This is a genomic window from Streptomyces sp. NPDC007157, assembly GCF_040634235.1.
In the GTDB taxonomy this organism is placed as follows: Bacteria; Actinomycetota; Actinomycetes; order Streptomycetales; family Streptomycetaceae; genus Streptomyces.
Genome location: NZ_JBEYFE010000006.1, coordinates 406774 through 422288 on the forward strand (window position 1 = coordinate 406774; position 15515 = coordinate 422288).

The following is a 15515-nucleotide window of genomic DNA, read 5'->3' on the forward strand; positions in this document are numbered from 1 at the left end:
GGCCCACGCCGCACGGAACAGCAGCTTCAGAAACGGTACTGCTCGTCGTACCCGGTGCCGTGCTGGCCCTGCTGCTGGCCCTGCCCGTCGCCCTGGTAGGGGTACGGCTGCTCCTGCGGGAGTTCGCCGCCGTAGGTCTCGTCGGCGCGCTGCTGGGGAACCCAGACACCGCCCGCCGGGGTCTCGCCGTAGCCGCCGTTGCCGTACTGGTCCTGGGCGTAGCCCTGCTGGTCGTACTGCTGGGTGCCGTACGACTGGTCGTACCCGGCGCCGCCGTAGGTCTGGTTGCCGATGTACGGGTCGGAGTAGTTGGCGTACTGCTGCTGGCCGTTGGCGTCGTAGCCGTACTGCTGCTGGCCGTAGCCGGAGTAGTCGTAGGCGTAGTTCTGGTCGGTGCCCTGGGCGGCGTACGCCTGGTCCTGGCCGGCGGTCGCGTAGGCGGGGTCGCCGGTGGTGGCGTAGCCGGAGTCGTTGTATATGCCGTAGGAGCCGGTGTCGTCGGGCATCGGCTGCGGCTCGTACACCGCCGTGGACTCGGCGGCCGCGGGCTCGGCGGTGCGGCCCGGGGAGAAGACGTCGTCCCGGTCGTAGTCGTCGCCGTAGGCCGGGTTACCGCCGGTGTCGTAGCCGGCCTGCTGGTCGGCGTAGGCGGCGTCGGCCGCGTCCGGGTCGGTGGCCTCCAGGCCGGGGTCCTCGTCCGGCTCGCCGCGGCGGCGCTTGGTCAGGCCGCCCTCACCGTCCGCGCCGGGGCGCTTGACCGCCCAGCCGGACTCGAAGCCGCGGCGGAACGAGAGCGTGACGTAGGTCTGGCCGACCGCGAACGCGATCGCGCCGAGCCCGATGACGATCACCGACGGAATCAGGACACCGAACACGACCCCGAGGAAGCCGGCGAAGGCGAGCAGCCGCCAGCGCAGCCGCGCCTTGTACTGCAGCAGTACCTCGCCCAGCAACCACAGCGCGACGATGCCGAACGCTACGTAGAGGACCGTCCAGCCCATGTACGCCCCTCTCCCAGTAACCGCTACGCAGTGTGTCGTACTCCGGTGCGGCCGGTCTAGGCCCGCGGGGGATGGTGCAGGCCCAGGTTCTCGTGGATTTCCAGCGTCGCCGTGGAGCTGTTGAGCGTGATGAAGTGCAGTCCGGGGACGCCTTCGGCCAGCAGCCGTGCGCAGAACTCCGTGGCGAACTCGATACCGATGGAGCGTACCGCCGCCGGATCGTCTTTGGCTGTGAGGATCCGCTCTTTCAGGGCGTCCGGGAAGGCCGCGTTGCTGAGTTTGGGCAGCCGTTCCAGCATCTTCACACTGGTGACGGGCAGGATTTCCGGAATCACCGGGGTCTCGCAGCCGGCCGCGGCGACCCGGTCGCGAAGGCGAAGGTAGGACTCGGGCTGGAAGAACATCTGCGTGATGGCGTAGTCGGCGCCGGCGCGGCACTTGTCGACGAAGTGCCGGACGTCGGTGTCCCAGTCGCCGGAGCGCGGGTGCATCTCCGGGAAGGCCGCCACGCCCACGCAGAAGTCACCGGACTCCTTGATGAGCCGGACGAGTTCGGCCGCGTAGGTCAGGCCCCGCGGGTGCGCCACCCACTCCCCCATCGGGTCACCGGGCGGGTCGCCGCGCACCGCGAGCATGTTGCGGATCCCGGCGTCCGCGTACTGCCCGATGATGTTGCGCAGTTCGGCCAGGGAGTGGTCGACCGCGGTGAGGTGGGCGACCGGGGTGAGCGTGGTGTCGGCGACGATCTGCTGGGTCTCCCTGACGGTGCCCGCCCGGGTGGAGCCGCCGGCACCGTAGGTCACGGAGACGAAGTCGGGGGCGACCGCCTCGACCCGCCGGAGCGCGCTCCACAGGTTCCGCTCGCCCTTGGGGGTTTTCGGCGCCGAGAACTCGAACGAGTACGTGGTCTTGCCGGAGGCGAGCATGTCACGCACCGTGCGTGCGCGGTCAGTCCTGGTGGATGCGGTTCCGAGGGCCATACTCGCAGGTTAGCCAGGGGTGGACGGACACCCAACCGCACTCGGGATATTTGCCCGGATTGTCGGCCCCACGTCCGGATACTGGACAAGTTTCCGGACGCTCCGCCGGTGAGCCGCGCCGACCGGAGCGGGCGCGGCGCAGGAGCTACGCCGATCTGAGCGGGCGCGGCCGAGAAGCCACGCCTACCTGAGCGGGCGCGGCCCAGGAGCTACGCCGACCGCAGTCGCTTCGCGAACTCGGCCGCCGCGGCGCCCGGGTCGTCGGCCTCGGTGAGCGCGCGGACCACGACCACCCGGCGGGCGCCCGCGTCCAGCACCTGGTCGAGGTTGCCCAGGTCGATGCCGCCGATGGCGAACCACGGGCGGTCCGTGCCCAGGGCGGCGGTGTACCGCACCAGGTCGAGGCCGGGAGCGGGACGGCCGGGCTTGGTGGGGGTGGGCCAGCAGGGGCCGGTGCAGAAGTAGTCCACACCGTCCTCGACGGCGGCCGCGGCGGCCTCGGAGTCGGCGTGCGTGGAGCGGCCGATCAGGACGTCCGGGCCGAGGATCGCCCTGGCGGCCGGGACCGGCAGGTCGCCCTGGCCGAGGTGGAGCACATCGGCGCCGGCCGCGTGGGCGACGTCCGCGCGGTCGTTGACCGCGAGCAGCTTGCCGTGCCGGGCGCAGGCGTCGGCGAACACGGCGAGGTGCTCCAGCTCCTCGGCCGCCTCCATGCCCTTGTCGCGCAGCTGCACGATGTCGACACCGCCCGCCAGGACCGCGTCCAGGAACCCGGCGAGGTCGCCCTGCTCCTTACGGGCGTCTGTGCACAGGTACAGCCGGGCGTCGGCCAGCTGCGCGCGGGCGGTGTCGGTCATCGGTGCGTCCCCCGTTGTGTCGGTACTGGCTGCCTCAGACGGCGAGCGCCTGGGCGCGGCGCTTCACCTCCGTGCCACGATTCTCGCTGAGCGCCTGCGCGGGGGTGCCGGGCAGGGTCTCGTCGGGCGTGAACAGCCACTCCAGCATCTCTTCGTCCGTGAAGCCGTCGTCCCGCAGGAGCGTCAAGGTTCCGGACAGGCCCTTGACGACCTTGTCCTCGTCGATGAAGGCGGCGGGGACGTGCAGCGCGCGGTTCTCACCACGGCGGACGGCGATGAGCTGGCCCTCCTTGACCAGCTGCCGCACGCGCGTCACATCGACGTCCAGCATCTCTGCGATGTCGGGGACGGTGAGCCAGGCGGGGACGAGAACATCGATCTTTGCGTCAATCTCGGTCACGGAAACAAGGGTAGGCGTTCCGGCGGGTGGGTCGCGATAGGGAAGCGCCAGGATGGGTGGGTGATCGGCTGCGGTTCGTCATGGCTGGTCGCGCCCGCGCGGCGGAGCCGCACATGTCCCGGCCCCGCGCCCCTAAAGGGGCGCCGCGGTCGCGTTCTTCAAGGGGCGGGCGGGGTCGGACAGGGCTTCCGGGTCCATCTGGCGGCCCCCTTCGATCAGCCTGCGCCCCTGCGCCAGGTCTCGTGGGCGGCCTACCGCCAGGAGAGCGACCAGGCGGTCCTCGCGGAGCCAGCAGACGCTCCAGGCCGGGCCCGTCGGGTCGCCGCGCCAGATCATGCGGTCGGCGACGGCGTGGTGGCCGGCGTACTGCACGAAGCGGCCGAACTGCTCCGACCAGAAGTACGGCACCGGGTCGTAGACCGCGTCGGACTCGCCGAGGATGTTGGCGGCCACCGTGCGCGGGCCCTGGAGGGCGTTGTCCCAGTGGTGGACCAGCAGGCGCTCGCCGTAGCGGCCGGACGGGAAGGAGGCGCAGTCGCCGACCGCGTAGACGTCCGGGACGCCGGTGCGCAGCCGGTCGTCGGCCAGCACCTCCCCGTGCGCGCCCAGTTCGATGCCGGAGCCGGCGAGCCAGGCGGTGGCGGGGCGGGCGCCGATGCCGACCACGACGGCGCCCGCGGGCACCCGCGAGCCGTCGTCGAGCACCACCGCGCCGGGTTCGACCCGCGCCACGCGCGCGTGCGTGCGCAGTTCGGCGCCGCTGTCGGCGTACCAGCCGGTCATCGGCGCGGCCACCTCGGCCGGGAGCGCTCCCGCGAGCGGGCGGTCGGCGGCCTCCACGACGGTCACCGCGCAGCCGGCCTGCCGGGCCGCGGTGGCGAACTCGGCGCCGATCCAGCCCGCGCCGACCACCACGATGTCGTGCTGCCGGGCGAGCACGGGCCGCAGCCGCTCGGCGTCGTCCAGGGTGCGCAGCAGATGGACGCCGGGCACGCCCTCGGTGCCGGGCAGCGTGATCGGCTCGGCGCCGGTGGCGAGCACCAGGTCGTCGTAGGGCACCGGTCCGGTCTCGGTGTCCAGCTCACGGTCGGCGGGGCGCACGCCGAGGGCCTCACGGCCCAGCGCCAGCTCGATGCCGAGCGCCTCGAAGTCGACCTCGAAGGCGGAGCCCTCGGACTTGCCGAGCAGCACCGCCTTGGAGAGCGGCGGCCGGTCGTACGGCTGGTGCGGCTCGGCGCCGATCAGGGTGACGGTGTCGGTGAACCCCCGCTCGCGCAGGGCCACGGCGGTCTGCACCCCGGCCATGCCCGCGCCCACGACGACCACGCGTCGCTTCTGTGACGTGCTCGGTCGCTGCGTCTGCTCGCTCACCTGATCACCATAGACAAGAACCATAGACAACTGACAAAGAGTCAGTCAGTGGGCGTGCTGAGTGACCTGTTCCACACCGCCGGGGCAGGCCGTCTTACAAGGGCGGAGGCCCGCGGGCTAGGGTGGCCGGGAAGCACACGCGGGAGCCCGGACGCACCGGGCTGAGAGGGAGGCTGGCGGCCTCCGACCGTACGAACCTGATCCGGGTCATGCCGGCGAAGGGAGGGGCTGGACGCCCATGTCCGCACATACGTCCGACGTCCTGGTCATCGGGGGCGGGATCATCGGCCTGGTGACTGCCTGGCGGTCCGCGCAGCGCGGGCTCGCCACCGCCGTGGTCGACCCCGAGCCCGGCGGCGGGGCCGCGCAGGTCGCGGCGGGGATGCTGGCCGCGGTCACCGAACTGCACTACGGCGAGCAGACCCTGCTGGGACTCAACCTGGCCTCCGCCCGCCGCTATCCCGACTTCGCCGCCGAGCTCACCGAGCTGACCGGCCACGACCTCGGCTACCGGCGCTGCGGCACGCTCGCGGTCGCGCTGGACGCCGACGACCGGGCGCACCTGCGCGAGCTGCACGCCCTCCAGCATCAGTCCGGGCTGGACTCCGAGTGGCTGTCCGGGCGGGAGTGCCGGCGCCTGGAGCCGATGCTCGCGCCGGGTGTGCGCGGCGGGCTGCGGGTCGACGGCGACCACCAGATCGACCCGCGCCGGCTGGCGGCCGCGCTGGTGGCGGCGTGCGAGCGGGCCGGGGTGGTCTTCCACCGCGGCTGGGCCGAGCGTCTGGAGGTGGTACGGGAGCGGGCGGCCGGTGTCCTCACGCGCGCGGGGGACCTGTTGGCCGCGGACCGGGTCGTGCTCGCCGGCGGCAGCCTGAGCGGGCGGCTGGCGGGGGTGCCGGACGAGGCGCTGCCGCCGGTGCGGCCCGTGAAGGGGCAGGTGCTGCGGCTGACCGTGCCCGCACCGTACGCGCCGTTCCTGAGCCGGACCGTGCGGGCCGTGGTGCGCGGTGGCCATCTCTACCTGGTGCCCCGGGAGAACGGCGAGCTGGTCGTGGGGGCGACCAGCGAGGAGCTGGGCTGGGACACGACGGTCACGGCGGGGGGCGTGTACGAGCTGCTGCGCGACGCGCACGAGCTGGTGCCCGGCATCACCGAGCTGCCGCTGACCGAGACCCGGGCCGGGCTGCGCCCCGGCTCCCCCGACAACGCGCCGCTGCTCGGGCCGACCCGCCTCGACGGGCTGCTGCTGGCCACCGGGCACCACCGCAACGGAGTGCTGCTCACGCCGGTCACGGGAGACGTGATGGCGGAGCTGCTGACCGGCGGTGAGCTGCCGGAAGAGGCCCGTCCGTTCAGCCCGAAGCGTTTCGGCCCCGTCCCCGGCCCACTCCTGGAGCAGACCGCATGAACATCTCCGTCAACGGGGAGCGCCGGGAGATCACCCCCGGCACCGCTCTCGACACGCTCGTGAAGTCCCTGACGGTCGCGCCGTCCGGGGTGGCCGCGGCGGTCAACGAGACCGTCGTACCGCGCGGGGAGTGGCCGGGTACGGCGCTCGCCGAGGGTGACCGCGTGGAAGTCCTGACCGCCGTACAGGGAGGCTGAGCCATGGCCGACGATCCTTTCGTGCTCGGGGGTACGGCCTTCTCCTCCCGGCTGATCATGGGCACCGGGGGTGCGCCCAGCCTGGAGGTGCTGGAGCGGGCGCTGGTCGCCTCCGGGACCGAGCTGACGACGGTCGCGATGCGGCGGGTGGATCCGGGGGTACGGGGGTCCGTGCTGTCGGTCCTCGAACGGCTGGGGATCCGGGTGCTGCCGAACACCGCGGGGTGCTTCACCGCCGGCGAGGCCGTGCTGACGGCCCGGCTGGCCCGGGAGGCACTGGGGACCTCGATGGTCAAGCTGGAGGTCATCGCCGACGAGCGGACCTTGCTCCCCGACCCGATCGAGCTGCTTGACGCGGCGGAGACGCTGGTCGACGACGGGTTCACGGTGCTGCCGTACACCAACGACGATCCGGTGCTGGCCCGGAAGCTGGAGGACGTCGGGTGCGCCGCGGTGATGCCGCTGGGGTCGCCGATCGGGTCGGGGCTCGGGATCCGCAACCCGCACAACTTCCGGCTGATCGTCGAGCACGCGCGCGTGCCGGTGATTCTGGACGCGGGGGCCGGTACGGCGTCCGACGTGGCGCTGGCGATGGAGCTGGGCTGTGCGGGGGTGATGCTGGCGTCGGCGGTGACCCGGGCGCAGGATCCCGAACGGATGGCGTCCGCCATGCGGGCCGGGGTGGAGGCGGGGCGGCTGGCCCGGCTGGCCGGCCGGATCCCCTTCCGCCACTTCGCCGAGCCGTCGTCCCCCACGGAGGGCCTGGCCGCCCTGGACCCCGAGCGCCCCGCCTTCTGACCGCCGGCCGGGTCGTTCGGGGCGCGCGGAGGGGCGCGCGGAGGGGCGCGCTGCGTCACAGGTGCGCTGCAAGTCGGTGGGGAAATCTGTCTCACCTGTGGGGGTTTCAGCCGGGGCTCGTACACTCGCGGGGTGGATACGACGCTTCAGGACCCCCTCGTCGGGCAGGTGCTCGACGGCCGTTATCGCGTCGACGCGCGAATCGCCGTCGGCGGGATGGCCACGGTCTACCGGGCCCTGGACGTCCGGCTGGACCGGGTGCTCGCGCTGAAAGTGATGCATCCGGCGCTCGCCGCCGACGGATCCTTCGTCGAGAGATTCATCCGCGAGGCCAAGTCGGTCGCCCGGCTGGCCCACCCGAATGTCGTCCAGGTCTTCGACCAGGGGACCGACGGGCCGTACGTGTATCTCGCGATGGAGTACATCGCCGGCTGCACCCTCCGTGACGTGCTGCGCGAGCGCGGCGCGCTGCAGCCGCGGGCCGCGCTGGACATTCTGGAGCCCGTGCTGGCCGCGCTGGGCGCCGCGCACCGCGCCGGGTTCGTGCACCGGGACATGAAGCCCGAGAACGTGTTGATAGGGGACGACGGACGGGTCAAGGTCGCCGACTTCGGGCTCGTGCGGTCCGTGGACAGCGTCACCAGCACGACCGGCGCGGTGCTCGGGACCGTGGCGTACCTGGCACCCGAGCAGGTCGAGAGCGGGGCCGCCGATCCCCGCGTCGACGTGTACGCGTGCGGTGTCGTGCTCTACGAGATGCTCACCGGAGAGAAGCCGCACGACTCGGACTCGCCCGCGGCGATCCTCTACAAGCATCTCCACGAGGACGTGCCGCCGCCGTCCGCCATCGTGCCGGGGCTGGCCCACGAACTGGACGAGCTGGTCGCCCACGGCACCGCCCGCAATCCCGAGGTCCGGCCGTACGACGCCGTCGCGCTGCTGGCCCTGGTGCGGCAGGCGCGGGCCACCCTGCGTGACGAGCAACTGGACGCCGTACCGCCGCAGGCTCTCTCCGAGGCGCATGACATAGCCGAGGACCGCACCAGCGTCATTCCGCGGTCGCTGACCTCCCCCACGCTCGGCTTCGCTCGCGCGGGGGGACCCCCGTCCCGGCCGCTGCCCGTCAACGAACCGGACGACCGGGTCCTGATGACCAGCCGGTTCGAGGCGCCGCCGGTGCCGGAGCGCCGGCACGGGGCGCGCCGCCGGTCCCGGCGCGGACTGGTGACGCTCGTCGTCGCGGTCCTGGTCGTCTTCGGTGCCGGCACCGGGATCTGGTACATCAACTCCGGACAGTTCACCAAGGTCCCGCCGCTGCTGTCGAAGACCGAGGCACAGGCCACCGCGCAGCTGAAGGAGGCCGGACTCGACGTCAAGAAGGTCGAGCACGCCTACAGCGACACGGTGCGGCGGGGCACGGTGATCAGCACCGACCCGGCGGCCGGCCGGCGCATCCGCAGCAACGACTCGGTGACGCTCACCGTCTCGGACGGCCCGGAGACGGTGAACGTACCGGACGTGCAGGGCCGGACGCAGGCGCGGGCCAAGGCGCTGCTGAAGGCCGGCGGGCTCGAACCGGGCATGGTGACGCGGGAGTTCAGCGACAACGTGCCGAAGGGGTCGGTCATCTCCACCGATCCGGGCGCCGGGAGCAAGCGGCACGCGGGGACGGCGATCGCGCTCGTCGTCAGCAAGGGTTCGCCGGTCGACGTCCCGGATGTCACCGGTGACGACCTGGACGACGCCCGGCAGGAGCTTCAGGAGGCCGGGCTGAAGGTGACCGTTTCGGCCACCGAGGTCACCTCCGAGTACGACCAGGGGCAGGTGGCCCGGCAGACCCCGGCGGGCGACGCGCGGGCCGCCGAGGGCGACACGGTGACGCTGACACTGTCCAAGGGCCCGGAGATGGTCGAGGTGCCGAACGTGGTCGGGGCCACCGTCGACGACGCGACCAAGCTGCTGGAGCAGTCCGGCTTCCAGGTCAAGGAGGACCGCGGGCTGTTCGGGCTGTTCGGCAACAGTGTGCAGCGGCAGTCGGTGGACGCCGGGAAACAGGCGCCCAAGGGGTCGACGATCACCATCACCATCCGGTGACGGGGGCCGGCCCACGGCGTGACACCCTTGCCTGGTGAAGAGCCACCCGTCCCGTCCCTCCGGCCCCCCGCAGTCCGGTCCCTCCCGCAACCCCGTCGGCGGTCATGTCCCGGTGGCCGGTGGCCTGCACTCGGTGGGACTGTCGTACGCCCGTGAGCTGAAGGCCGAGACCGTGCAGGTCTTCGTCGCGAACCCGCGTGGCTGGGCCACCCCGGCGGGCAACCCGAAGCAGGACGAGGCGTTCCGGGCGGCCTGCGCGGAGGGGTCGATCCCGGCGTACGTGCACGCCCCCTACCTGATCAACTTCGGCTCGCACACCGAGGCGACGGCTCAGAAGTCGGTGGAGTCACTGCGGCACTCGCTGCGGCGCGGACGGGAGATCGGGGCGCTCGGGGTGGTCGTGCACACCGGGAGCGCCACCGGCGGGCGGGCCAGGGAGGTGGCGCTGAAGCAGGTACGGGCGTATCTGCTGCCGCTGCTCGACGAGCTGACCCATGACGACGACCCGTTCCTGCTGCTGGAGTCCACCGCCGGACAGGGCGCCTCGCTCTGCTCGCGGACCTGGGACTTCGGGCCGTACTTCGAGGCGCTGGACGCACATCCCAAGCTGGGCGTGTGCCTGGACACCTGTCATGTGTTCGCCGCCGGGCACGACCTGACCGGGCCGAGCGGCATGCACCAGACGCTGGACCTGCTGGTGGAGACGGTCGGCGAGGGACGGCTGAAGCTGATCCACGCCAACGACTCCAAGGACGTCGCCGGCGCGCACAAGGACCGGCACGAGAACATCGGCGCCGGGCACATCGGCGAGGACCCGTTCCGCGCGCTGATGACCCACCCGGCGACCGCGGGCGTACCGCTGATCATCGAGACGCCCGGCGGCAAGGAGGGGCACGCGGCCGACGTCGAGCGCCTCAAGCGGCTCCGCGACGGCTGACCGCACCCGGGTCAGCCGACCGCCAGCGGCACCGCCGCCAGCAGCAGTCCCGCCCCGAGCAGCGCCATCGACCGGCGCAGCCAGCGGTACTTCGCCGAGAGGATGACACTGACGTCCTGGAACTGGGTGAGCAGCCAGCCCACCCGGTCCGCGCCGACCTCGGCGGCGGCGCGGCGCAGCGCCTCCTGGTCGGTGACGGTGAGCGCGTCGGCGTAGAAGGTCGGGCCCGGTGCCGAGCGGAACGTACGGGTGCGGGGCACGATCACCGCGAGCAGCAGCAGGGTGCCCGCCGCCCACAGCGCCGCGCCCGCCGCGAGGAACACCACGGCGGGCCCGGAGACCCCGGGCGGCAGTCCGCGCCCGAGGACCAGGGCGGGTACCGCCACGGCGCCGGACAGCAGGACGGACGCCTTCACGTCCGCCCTGCCCAGGTCCTCGCGCACGGTCAGCAGCAGCCGTTCGGCGACATAGTGCGCGGCGGCGTCGGGGTCGGGGCCGGCTGGGGTCATCGGCGCGCCTCGGGGCTGGAGTCGTCCTCCACCCCCGTCCCCTCTCCGGGGATGGTGTCCACCGGGGACACCGGCGGCGCGGGCGGGATCGGCGGGGGCGCGTCGGCCGGGAGCAGCGGCGGCGCGGGCGGCATCGGCGGGATCGGCAGCGAGGTCGGGGCCTGCGGCAGGCCGTTCGGGAAGACTCCGGTGGAGACCGTGCGGCTGAAGTCGATGAGGGCCTGGACCTGGTCGTCGATCTGGTGGCGCTGCACCACGCCCTGGTTGATCAGGTTGGTCAGGTAGTCCAGGGCGCCCTGGCGCTGTTCGCGGGCCTGCTGCTGGAGCACACCGAGGATCTCGTGCGCGCGGCTCGGGTCCGAGGCGAGCATGTGGGCGTACTGGACGGTCTCGCCGGCCGTGATCAGCTTCTGCGCGTCGTCCATGTTGGCGGCGATCCGCGCCTTGTTGACGTTGTCGATGGCCTCCTGGACCACGCCGCCCTTCTCCACCGCGACCATCTGCGCCTGGTAGTCGGCGGCCGCCTGGCCGAGGTCGATCCGGACGAACACCTGGGTGGCGAGGCCGAGATCGGCGCCGAAGTCGCCCCACCGGCCGCTGGCCAGCTCGTCCTGGATCGCCTCGTCGACCTGCTGGGCCGAGTCCAGGCTGTAGCGGCGGCTGAGCCCGCGCAGCCGGGCCTCCAGCGAGGGGCGCAGCATGCGCTCGACGTCGACCACGCGCTTCTCGGCGGCCTGGTAGAAGTCGTGCACCTCCCAGTTGACGTCCGCGCCCGCCCGGAACCGGGAGCGGTCGCCGAAGGTGGGCAGTTCCAGCTGGAAGGAGACCTGGTGCTGGCCGCGGGCGATCCAGCACACCGAGGTGGGCTTGCCGATCAGCGGCTTGTTGAAGTGCTCGGCACCGCGGACGGTGATGATGCTGTGGCCGCCGTTCTTGTAGTAGAGCACCGAGGCGACCTGGCTGTTGCGGTGCCGGTAGGTGGTCTGTGGGGCGAACTCGCGGACGAAGGGGCCTCTGAGGTCGTGCGGAAGGACGAACTCCTCGTCCTGGGGCGGCCACGGCTGCCCCCACTGGTTGTGCGTCATGGTGTACTCGCTCCCTGGACCGCGCCCCACAGGCGGCGGACCTGCTGATCGTTCAGTGGTTGGTCGGGGTCTTCGGTCAGTTCCTTGATCAGGCCGAGCAGCCGGTTGCGGTCGTCGTGGGTGTGCACGAGGAGCGGCAGGAACCGCTCCAGCCGGTCGGCCCAGGGCTGGTCGGCCGAGTCGCGCAGCCAGTCGGAGACGGTCTCGATCGCCGCCTCGTACGACCGTGGGGTCTGGAGCGCGGTCCACAGGAGCCCGGCGAGTTCCGCGGCGAGGGCGGGCCGGACGGTGGCCAGGGCCAGCATCAGCGGCCAGTCGCCGTAGCCCTCCAGTTCCTCGTGCTGGTTCCAGAGGTCGACGACGGGGATGGCGGCGAGGTAGACCGTGCTCTGCAGGCCGAGGTCCTGCTGGGTCCGGCGTTCGTCGGAGAGCCAGGCGCGGATCCGGCGCAGGGTCTGGGGCTCGGGGTGGGCGCCGGCGAAGTGGGCGACCTGGACGGCCGCTTCGGCCCGCAGTCTGCCCTCGTCCCAGACGCCGATCCCGCCGAGCAGGTCGAGCGACTCGCGGACGGTGTCCGTGGCCCGGCCCCGGCCGAGCACGGCCCCGGCGGTCCAGCGCAGTTGCTCGTCGCCGTAGCGGGCCCAGGAGCCGGCCAGGGCGCGGACGGCGGTGCCGACCTCCGGGGAGCGCACGGCGACGTCGAGCACGGTCGCGGCGAACAGCCGGCGGCGGGCCCGCTCGGACTGGGCCATGGGCTGGACCAGTTCGTGCACGGTGTGCGAGAGGTCGAGGCCGCACAGCTGACCGGCCGCTACGGCGGCCCGTACCCAGACCTGCGGCCTGGTGTCCTCGCAGAGTCCGGCCAGCCAGCGCAGCACGGGTCCGCGCGCGTTGTGCCGGTGCTGCCACAGGTGGCCGAGGACGGCCGGGGCGAGGGCCTCGCCGCCGAACCGGACGGTGCGGACCGGCACTTCCTCGGTGCCGACCTCCTCGGTGCCGAGTTCGGCGACCGCGCGGGCGGAGACCAGCCGGGCGTCGACGCCGTCGCTGAACAGCGGCCGGCCGGGGGTGGCCTCCGGGTCGACGGTGACGGCCAGTTCCCAGGCGAGCACCTCGGCGGCCTCGGCGACGGCGCTGAGCGAGGCGCCCTCCAGTACGGCGACGGCGATCCGGTAGGCCGCGTCCCGCAGCCGCTCGGGGGTCTCGGAGCGGATCCCGCCGGCGAACCATTCGGCGGCCTGGCTCTCGGCGAACCCGCGGCACTCGGCGAGGAGTTCGTCGTGGTTGAGCTCGTCCCTGGTGTGCCGGGCGAGGAGCCGCGCGAAGCGGGCGGCCTCCGCCGGCCGTAACTCGTCGAGTCCGCGCGCCTCCAGGACGTCGGGGTCCAGGGCGGTCGCCCGGGCCCGCTCGTACAGCTCGGGGCCCGAGTCCGCGAGTTCGACGGCGAGATGGCCTTCGAGTACGGCGGTCTGGGCGGCAGGGGTGTGGACGCGGTAGTAGCGGCCGCCGCGGGAGAGGACGTCGCCGGGTTCGGGGGTGGCCAGCAGGACGGCGTACGCCTCCTTCCTGCCGAGCAGCTCGCAGAGCCGGTCGAGACCGGTCTCGTCCGGCAGTCCGGTGGCGCTGGGTTCCAGGGCGTAGCCGTGGCCGTCGTGGATCTGCTCGTCGTCCAGCCGGTCCAGGTCGGTGCGCGGGTCGAGCCGGGAGACCTGGCCGCGGGTGAGGTCGTCGAGCAGGGACAGGGCGGTGTAGGCGCGGCCGGTGCCGGGCTGGCCGTACAGCACCAGGAGGCGGCCGCCACGCAGTTGCTCACGGTGGTCGCCGTAGTCCGCCGGTTCCTGGAAGACCCGGCGCAGCCTGCGCAGTTCGTCCTCCGGGAGCGGGCCGGCGAGCAGGCGTTCCGCGGTCTGTCGGCTGTAGAAGTTCATGGTGCCGACGGATCCGGAGCTGATGAGGGTGCCGGAGCCGTGCTGGTTCACGGTGGAGCGGTAGATCCGGGAGGCGGCGGCCGCGGCCCCGGGCAGGGCCTCCTCGCCGAGCGGGTTGGCGGCGGATCCGCCGATGACGTCGGCCCTCTCCGGTTCGGGTGCGCCGCCGGACTCGGCGCCTGCGGGCTTGTCCGGCTCGGCCTTCTGCTGCGGCTGCGGCTGCTGGGGCTGTGGTTTCGGGCCGGCCTGGGGCGGCTGGGGGTTCTGCGCGTTCACCGGTCACCGCCGTCGGAGAAGTTGATGGTGTCGATGGTTCCGCCGACGACGATCCGGCCGGTGCCGTGCTGGTTGGTGTTCTGGACGACGCCGGTCCCGGTGTCCTCGGGTGCCGGCGTCCGCGGCGGGTTGCCCCCCGGCGGCCGTTCCGGATCGACCGGCCCGTCGGCCGCGTCCGGCCCCTGTTCCTCCTGCGGCTCGGGCGGCCGGGACCGTCCGGGGACCATGAACCAGGCGGTGGTGCGGCCCTCCTTGAGCTCCACGTCGTGCCGGCGGTAGTGCTCGGGGTCCACCCAGCGTCCGCCGGGCAGGATGAAGTCCTCGTGCACCCGGTCGGAGGCGACCACCACCATGGGTGCGCCGTCCGCCGCCTTCAGGACCGCCTTGGCGACACCGCAGTCGGCCAGCCGGCAGGCGAGGTCGACGGCGCGTCCGGAGCGGCCGTGGGCGTCGGCCGTGACCCGGCCGATGTGCAGGCCGACGCGGAGCCGCAGCGGTTTCCTGAGGTGCCGGTTGCTCTCCCGCAGGTTCTGGTGGAGGTGTTCCACCCATTCCCCGAGGACCCGGACGGGCGGCACGTCGGGCGCCAGTACGCCGAGGATGCCGTCGCCGCGGTCCTCCTGGTAGAGGCGCGGCGGCCGGATGCCCGCCTGTTCGAAGGCGGTGCCCGTGACGTCGTAGAGTCTGCGCCGCATCTCGGGTTTCTCGGTGTCGGACAGCAGTCCCGAGCCCTGTGCGTCCACATTGACGATGAAGCCGTAGGCGGCTTCCCCCTCCATCGTTTTCTCCTCCCTGCGGTCCCGCCGGGCCACCGGCGCCTCCGGTGCGATGCTCGCGGAGCCGGCCGGTCGCCGCTGTAGCCGTTTACACAGCGCGGGACTCGGTGCTTGTCAGGTCTCCGTGCCGTGTGGTTGTCCGGCGGCGAGCAGGCGGAGCGGGTCCAGGTCGGCGACGGCCAGGGTGCCGGGGCCGGTGCGGACCAGGCCCTGTTCCCGTAACAGGCGCAGGGCCTTGGCGACGGCCTCGCGGGTGGAACCCACGGAGGCGGCCAGTTCGTGCTGGGCGAGGGGCAGCCGGATGGTCACGGCCTCGTTCTCCAGCCGGCCGGTGCGGTCGGCGAGTTCGACGAGACGCTCGGCGAGCCGCTGCAGCACGGTCATCGAGGCCAGGGCCCGACGCTCGTGGTCCGCGCTGCGCAGCCGCTCGGTGAGCTGGATCGTCATCAGCGCGTTGGCACGCGGCCGGGCGGCAAGAAACCGTCGTAACCGCTCGCCGGGTATGACCAGGCCGGTGACCGGGCCCAGGGTGCTCACCGAGGCGCTGCGCGGGCGGCCGTCGAGCGCCGCCATGTCGCCGACGACCTCGCCGGCCCGCCGCAGGGCCAGGATCAGCCGGCCGCCGCGTTCGGTGGGCGTCCACACCGTGCACCAGCCGCTGAGCAGGACCACCGCGAACGTGGTCCGGTCGCCTTCCGCGATGACCGTGTCGTACGGCGGATACTCGTGCCGGGTGCCGAGTCCCGCCAGTGCCTCCCGGTCCCCCGGACCGAGCCCGCCCATGAAGGTATGCCGCTCTCCGAACAGCCCCACCGTCGTCCCCCGACCGCTCGCCCCCGAACCGGACCACAAGCGGAACCCCAAGGGCCCCTTGGATCCGTCTTTGCCCGGTGTGTCT

At 72.9% G+C, this 15515-nt stretch carries 15 protein-coding genes and 1 riboswitch; of the genes, 5 read left to right on the forward strand and 10 right to left on the reverse strand.

From position 1 onward, the window contains the following. Positions 1–26 precede the first annotated feature (26 nt). From ABZ642_RS14295 to ABZ642_RS14315, 5 genes are all read right to left on the reverse strand, one after another. Positions 27–1001, reverse strand: coding sequence for a hypothetical protein (locus tag ABZ642_RS14295; protein ID WP_360482340.1), 975 nt, complete (start codon positions 999–1001; stop codon positions 27–29). A gap of 56 nt (positions 1002–1057) precedes the next feature. Beyond that, a complete protein-coding gene (metF, locus tag ABZ642_RS14300; protein WP_360482343.1) occupies positions 1058–1981 on the reverse strand; it encodes a methylenetetrahydrofolate reductase [NAD(P)H] in 924 nt (307 codons plus the stop codon). A gap of 209 nt (positions 1982–2190) precedes the next feature. Continuing rightward, positions 2191–2838, reverse strand: coding sequence for a thiamine phosphate synthase (thiE, locus tag ABZ642_RS14305; RefSeq protein WP_360482346.1), 648 nt, complete (start codon positions 2836–2838; stop codon positions 2191–2193). A gap of 34 nt (positions 2839–2872) precedes the next feature. Further along, positions 2873–3238, reverse strand: a complete 366-nt coding sequence (locus tag ABZ642_RS14310; RefSeq protein WP_360482349.1) for an Rv2175c family DNA-binding protein — start codon at positions 3236–3238, stop codon at positions 2873–2875. A gap of 132 nt (positions 3239–3370) precedes the next feature. After that, positions 3371–4609: an FAD-dependent oxidoreductase gene (locus ABZ642_RS14315; RefSeq protein WP_360482352.1), complete on the reverse strand. Its 1239-nt coding sequence runs from the start codon at positions 4607–4609 to the stop codon at positions 3371–3373. Positions 4610–4738: 129 nt separating this feature from the next. Next, positions 4739–4850, forward strand: a riboswitch (TPP riboswitch). On the opposite strand from ABZ642_RS14315, the gene thiO reads away from it, so the two are divergent. The 5 genes from thiO to ABZ642_RS14340 all read left to right on the forward strand — a co-directional run bounded on the left by thiO (position 4848) and on the right by ABZ642_RS14340 (position 10043). After that, the gene (gene thiO / locus ABZ642_RS14320; protein WP_360482355.1) at positions 4848–6017 is read left to right on the forward strand and encodes a glycine oxidase ThiO; all 1170 of its coding nucleotides are present in this window, start codon (positions 4848–4850) and stop codon (positions 6015–6017) included. (Overlaps the previous riboswitch by 3 nt.) After that, complete coding sequence (gene thiS, locus ABZ642_RS14325) at positions 6014–6214, forward strand: sulfur carrier protein ThiS (RefSeq protein WP_360482358.1); 201 nt, start codon at positions 6014–6016, stop codon at positions 6212–6214. The genes thiO and thiS overlap by 4 nt, the downstream gene beginning before the upstream one ends. A gap of 3 nt (positions 6215–6217) precedes the next feature. Further along, positions 6218–7012, forward strand: coding sequence for a thiazole synthase (locus ABZ642_RS14330; RefSeq protein WP_360482361.1), 795 nt, complete (start codon positions 6218–6220; stop codon positions 7010–7012). Positions 7013–7144: 132 nt separating this feature from the next. Further along, positions 7145–9106, forward strand: a complete 1962-nt coding sequence (gene pknB / locus ABZ642_RS14335; protein WP_360482364.1) for a Stk1 family PASTA domain-containing Ser/Thr kinase — start codon at positions 7145–7147, stop codon at positions 9104–9106. 34 nt (positions 9107–9140) lie between these two features. Continuing rightward, positions 9141–10043: a deoxyribonuclease IV gene (locus ABZ642_RS14340; protein ID WP_360482367.1), complete on the forward strand. Its 903-nt coding sequence runs from the start codon at positions 9141–9143 to the stop codon at positions 10041–10043. Between the two features lie 11 nt (positions 10044–10054). Here the strand turns inward: ABZ642_RS14340 and ABZ642_RS14345 are convergent, their stop codons facing one another. The 5 genes from ABZ642_RS14345 to ABZ642_RS14365 form a co-directional block, all read right to left on the reverse strand. Beyond that, positions 10055–10552 (reverse strand): Pycsar system effector family protein, encoded by a 498-nt coding sequence (locus ABZ642_RS14345; protein ID WP_360482370.1) that lies wholly within the window; start codon positions 10550–10552, stop codon positions 10055–10057. After that, positions 10549–11637: a hypothetical protein gene (locus ABZ642_RS14350; protein WP_360482373.1), complete on the reverse strand. Its 1089-nt coding sequence runs from the start codon at positions 11635–11637 to the stop codon at positions 10549–10551. Before ABZ642_RS14350 ends, ABZ642_RS14345 begins: the two co-directional genes overlap by 4 nt. Further along, a complete protein-coding gene (locus ABZ642_RS14355; RefSeq protein ID WP_360482376.1) occupies positions 11634–13841 on the reverse strand; it encodes a hypothetical protein in 2208 nt (735 codons plus the stop codon). The genes ABZ642_RS14350 and ABZ642_RS14355 overlap by 4 nt, the downstream gene beginning before the upstream one ends. Continuing rightward, complete coding sequence (locus tag ABZ642_RS14360; RefSeq protein WP_360482379.1) at positions 13838–14620, reverse strand: hypothetical protein; 783 nt, start codon at positions 14618–14620, stop codon at positions 13838–13840. Before ABZ642_RS14360 ends, ABZ642_RS14355 begins: the two co-directional genes overlap by 4 nt. A 111-nt stretch (positions 14621–14731) precedes the next feature. Further along, complete coding sequence (locus tag ABZ642_RS14365) at positions 14732–15430, reverse strand: Crp/Fnr family transcriptional regulator (RefSeq protein WP_360482382.1); 699 nt, start codon at positions 15428–15430, stop codon at positions 14732–14734. Between the last annotated feature and the right edge of the window lie 85 nt (positions 15431–15515).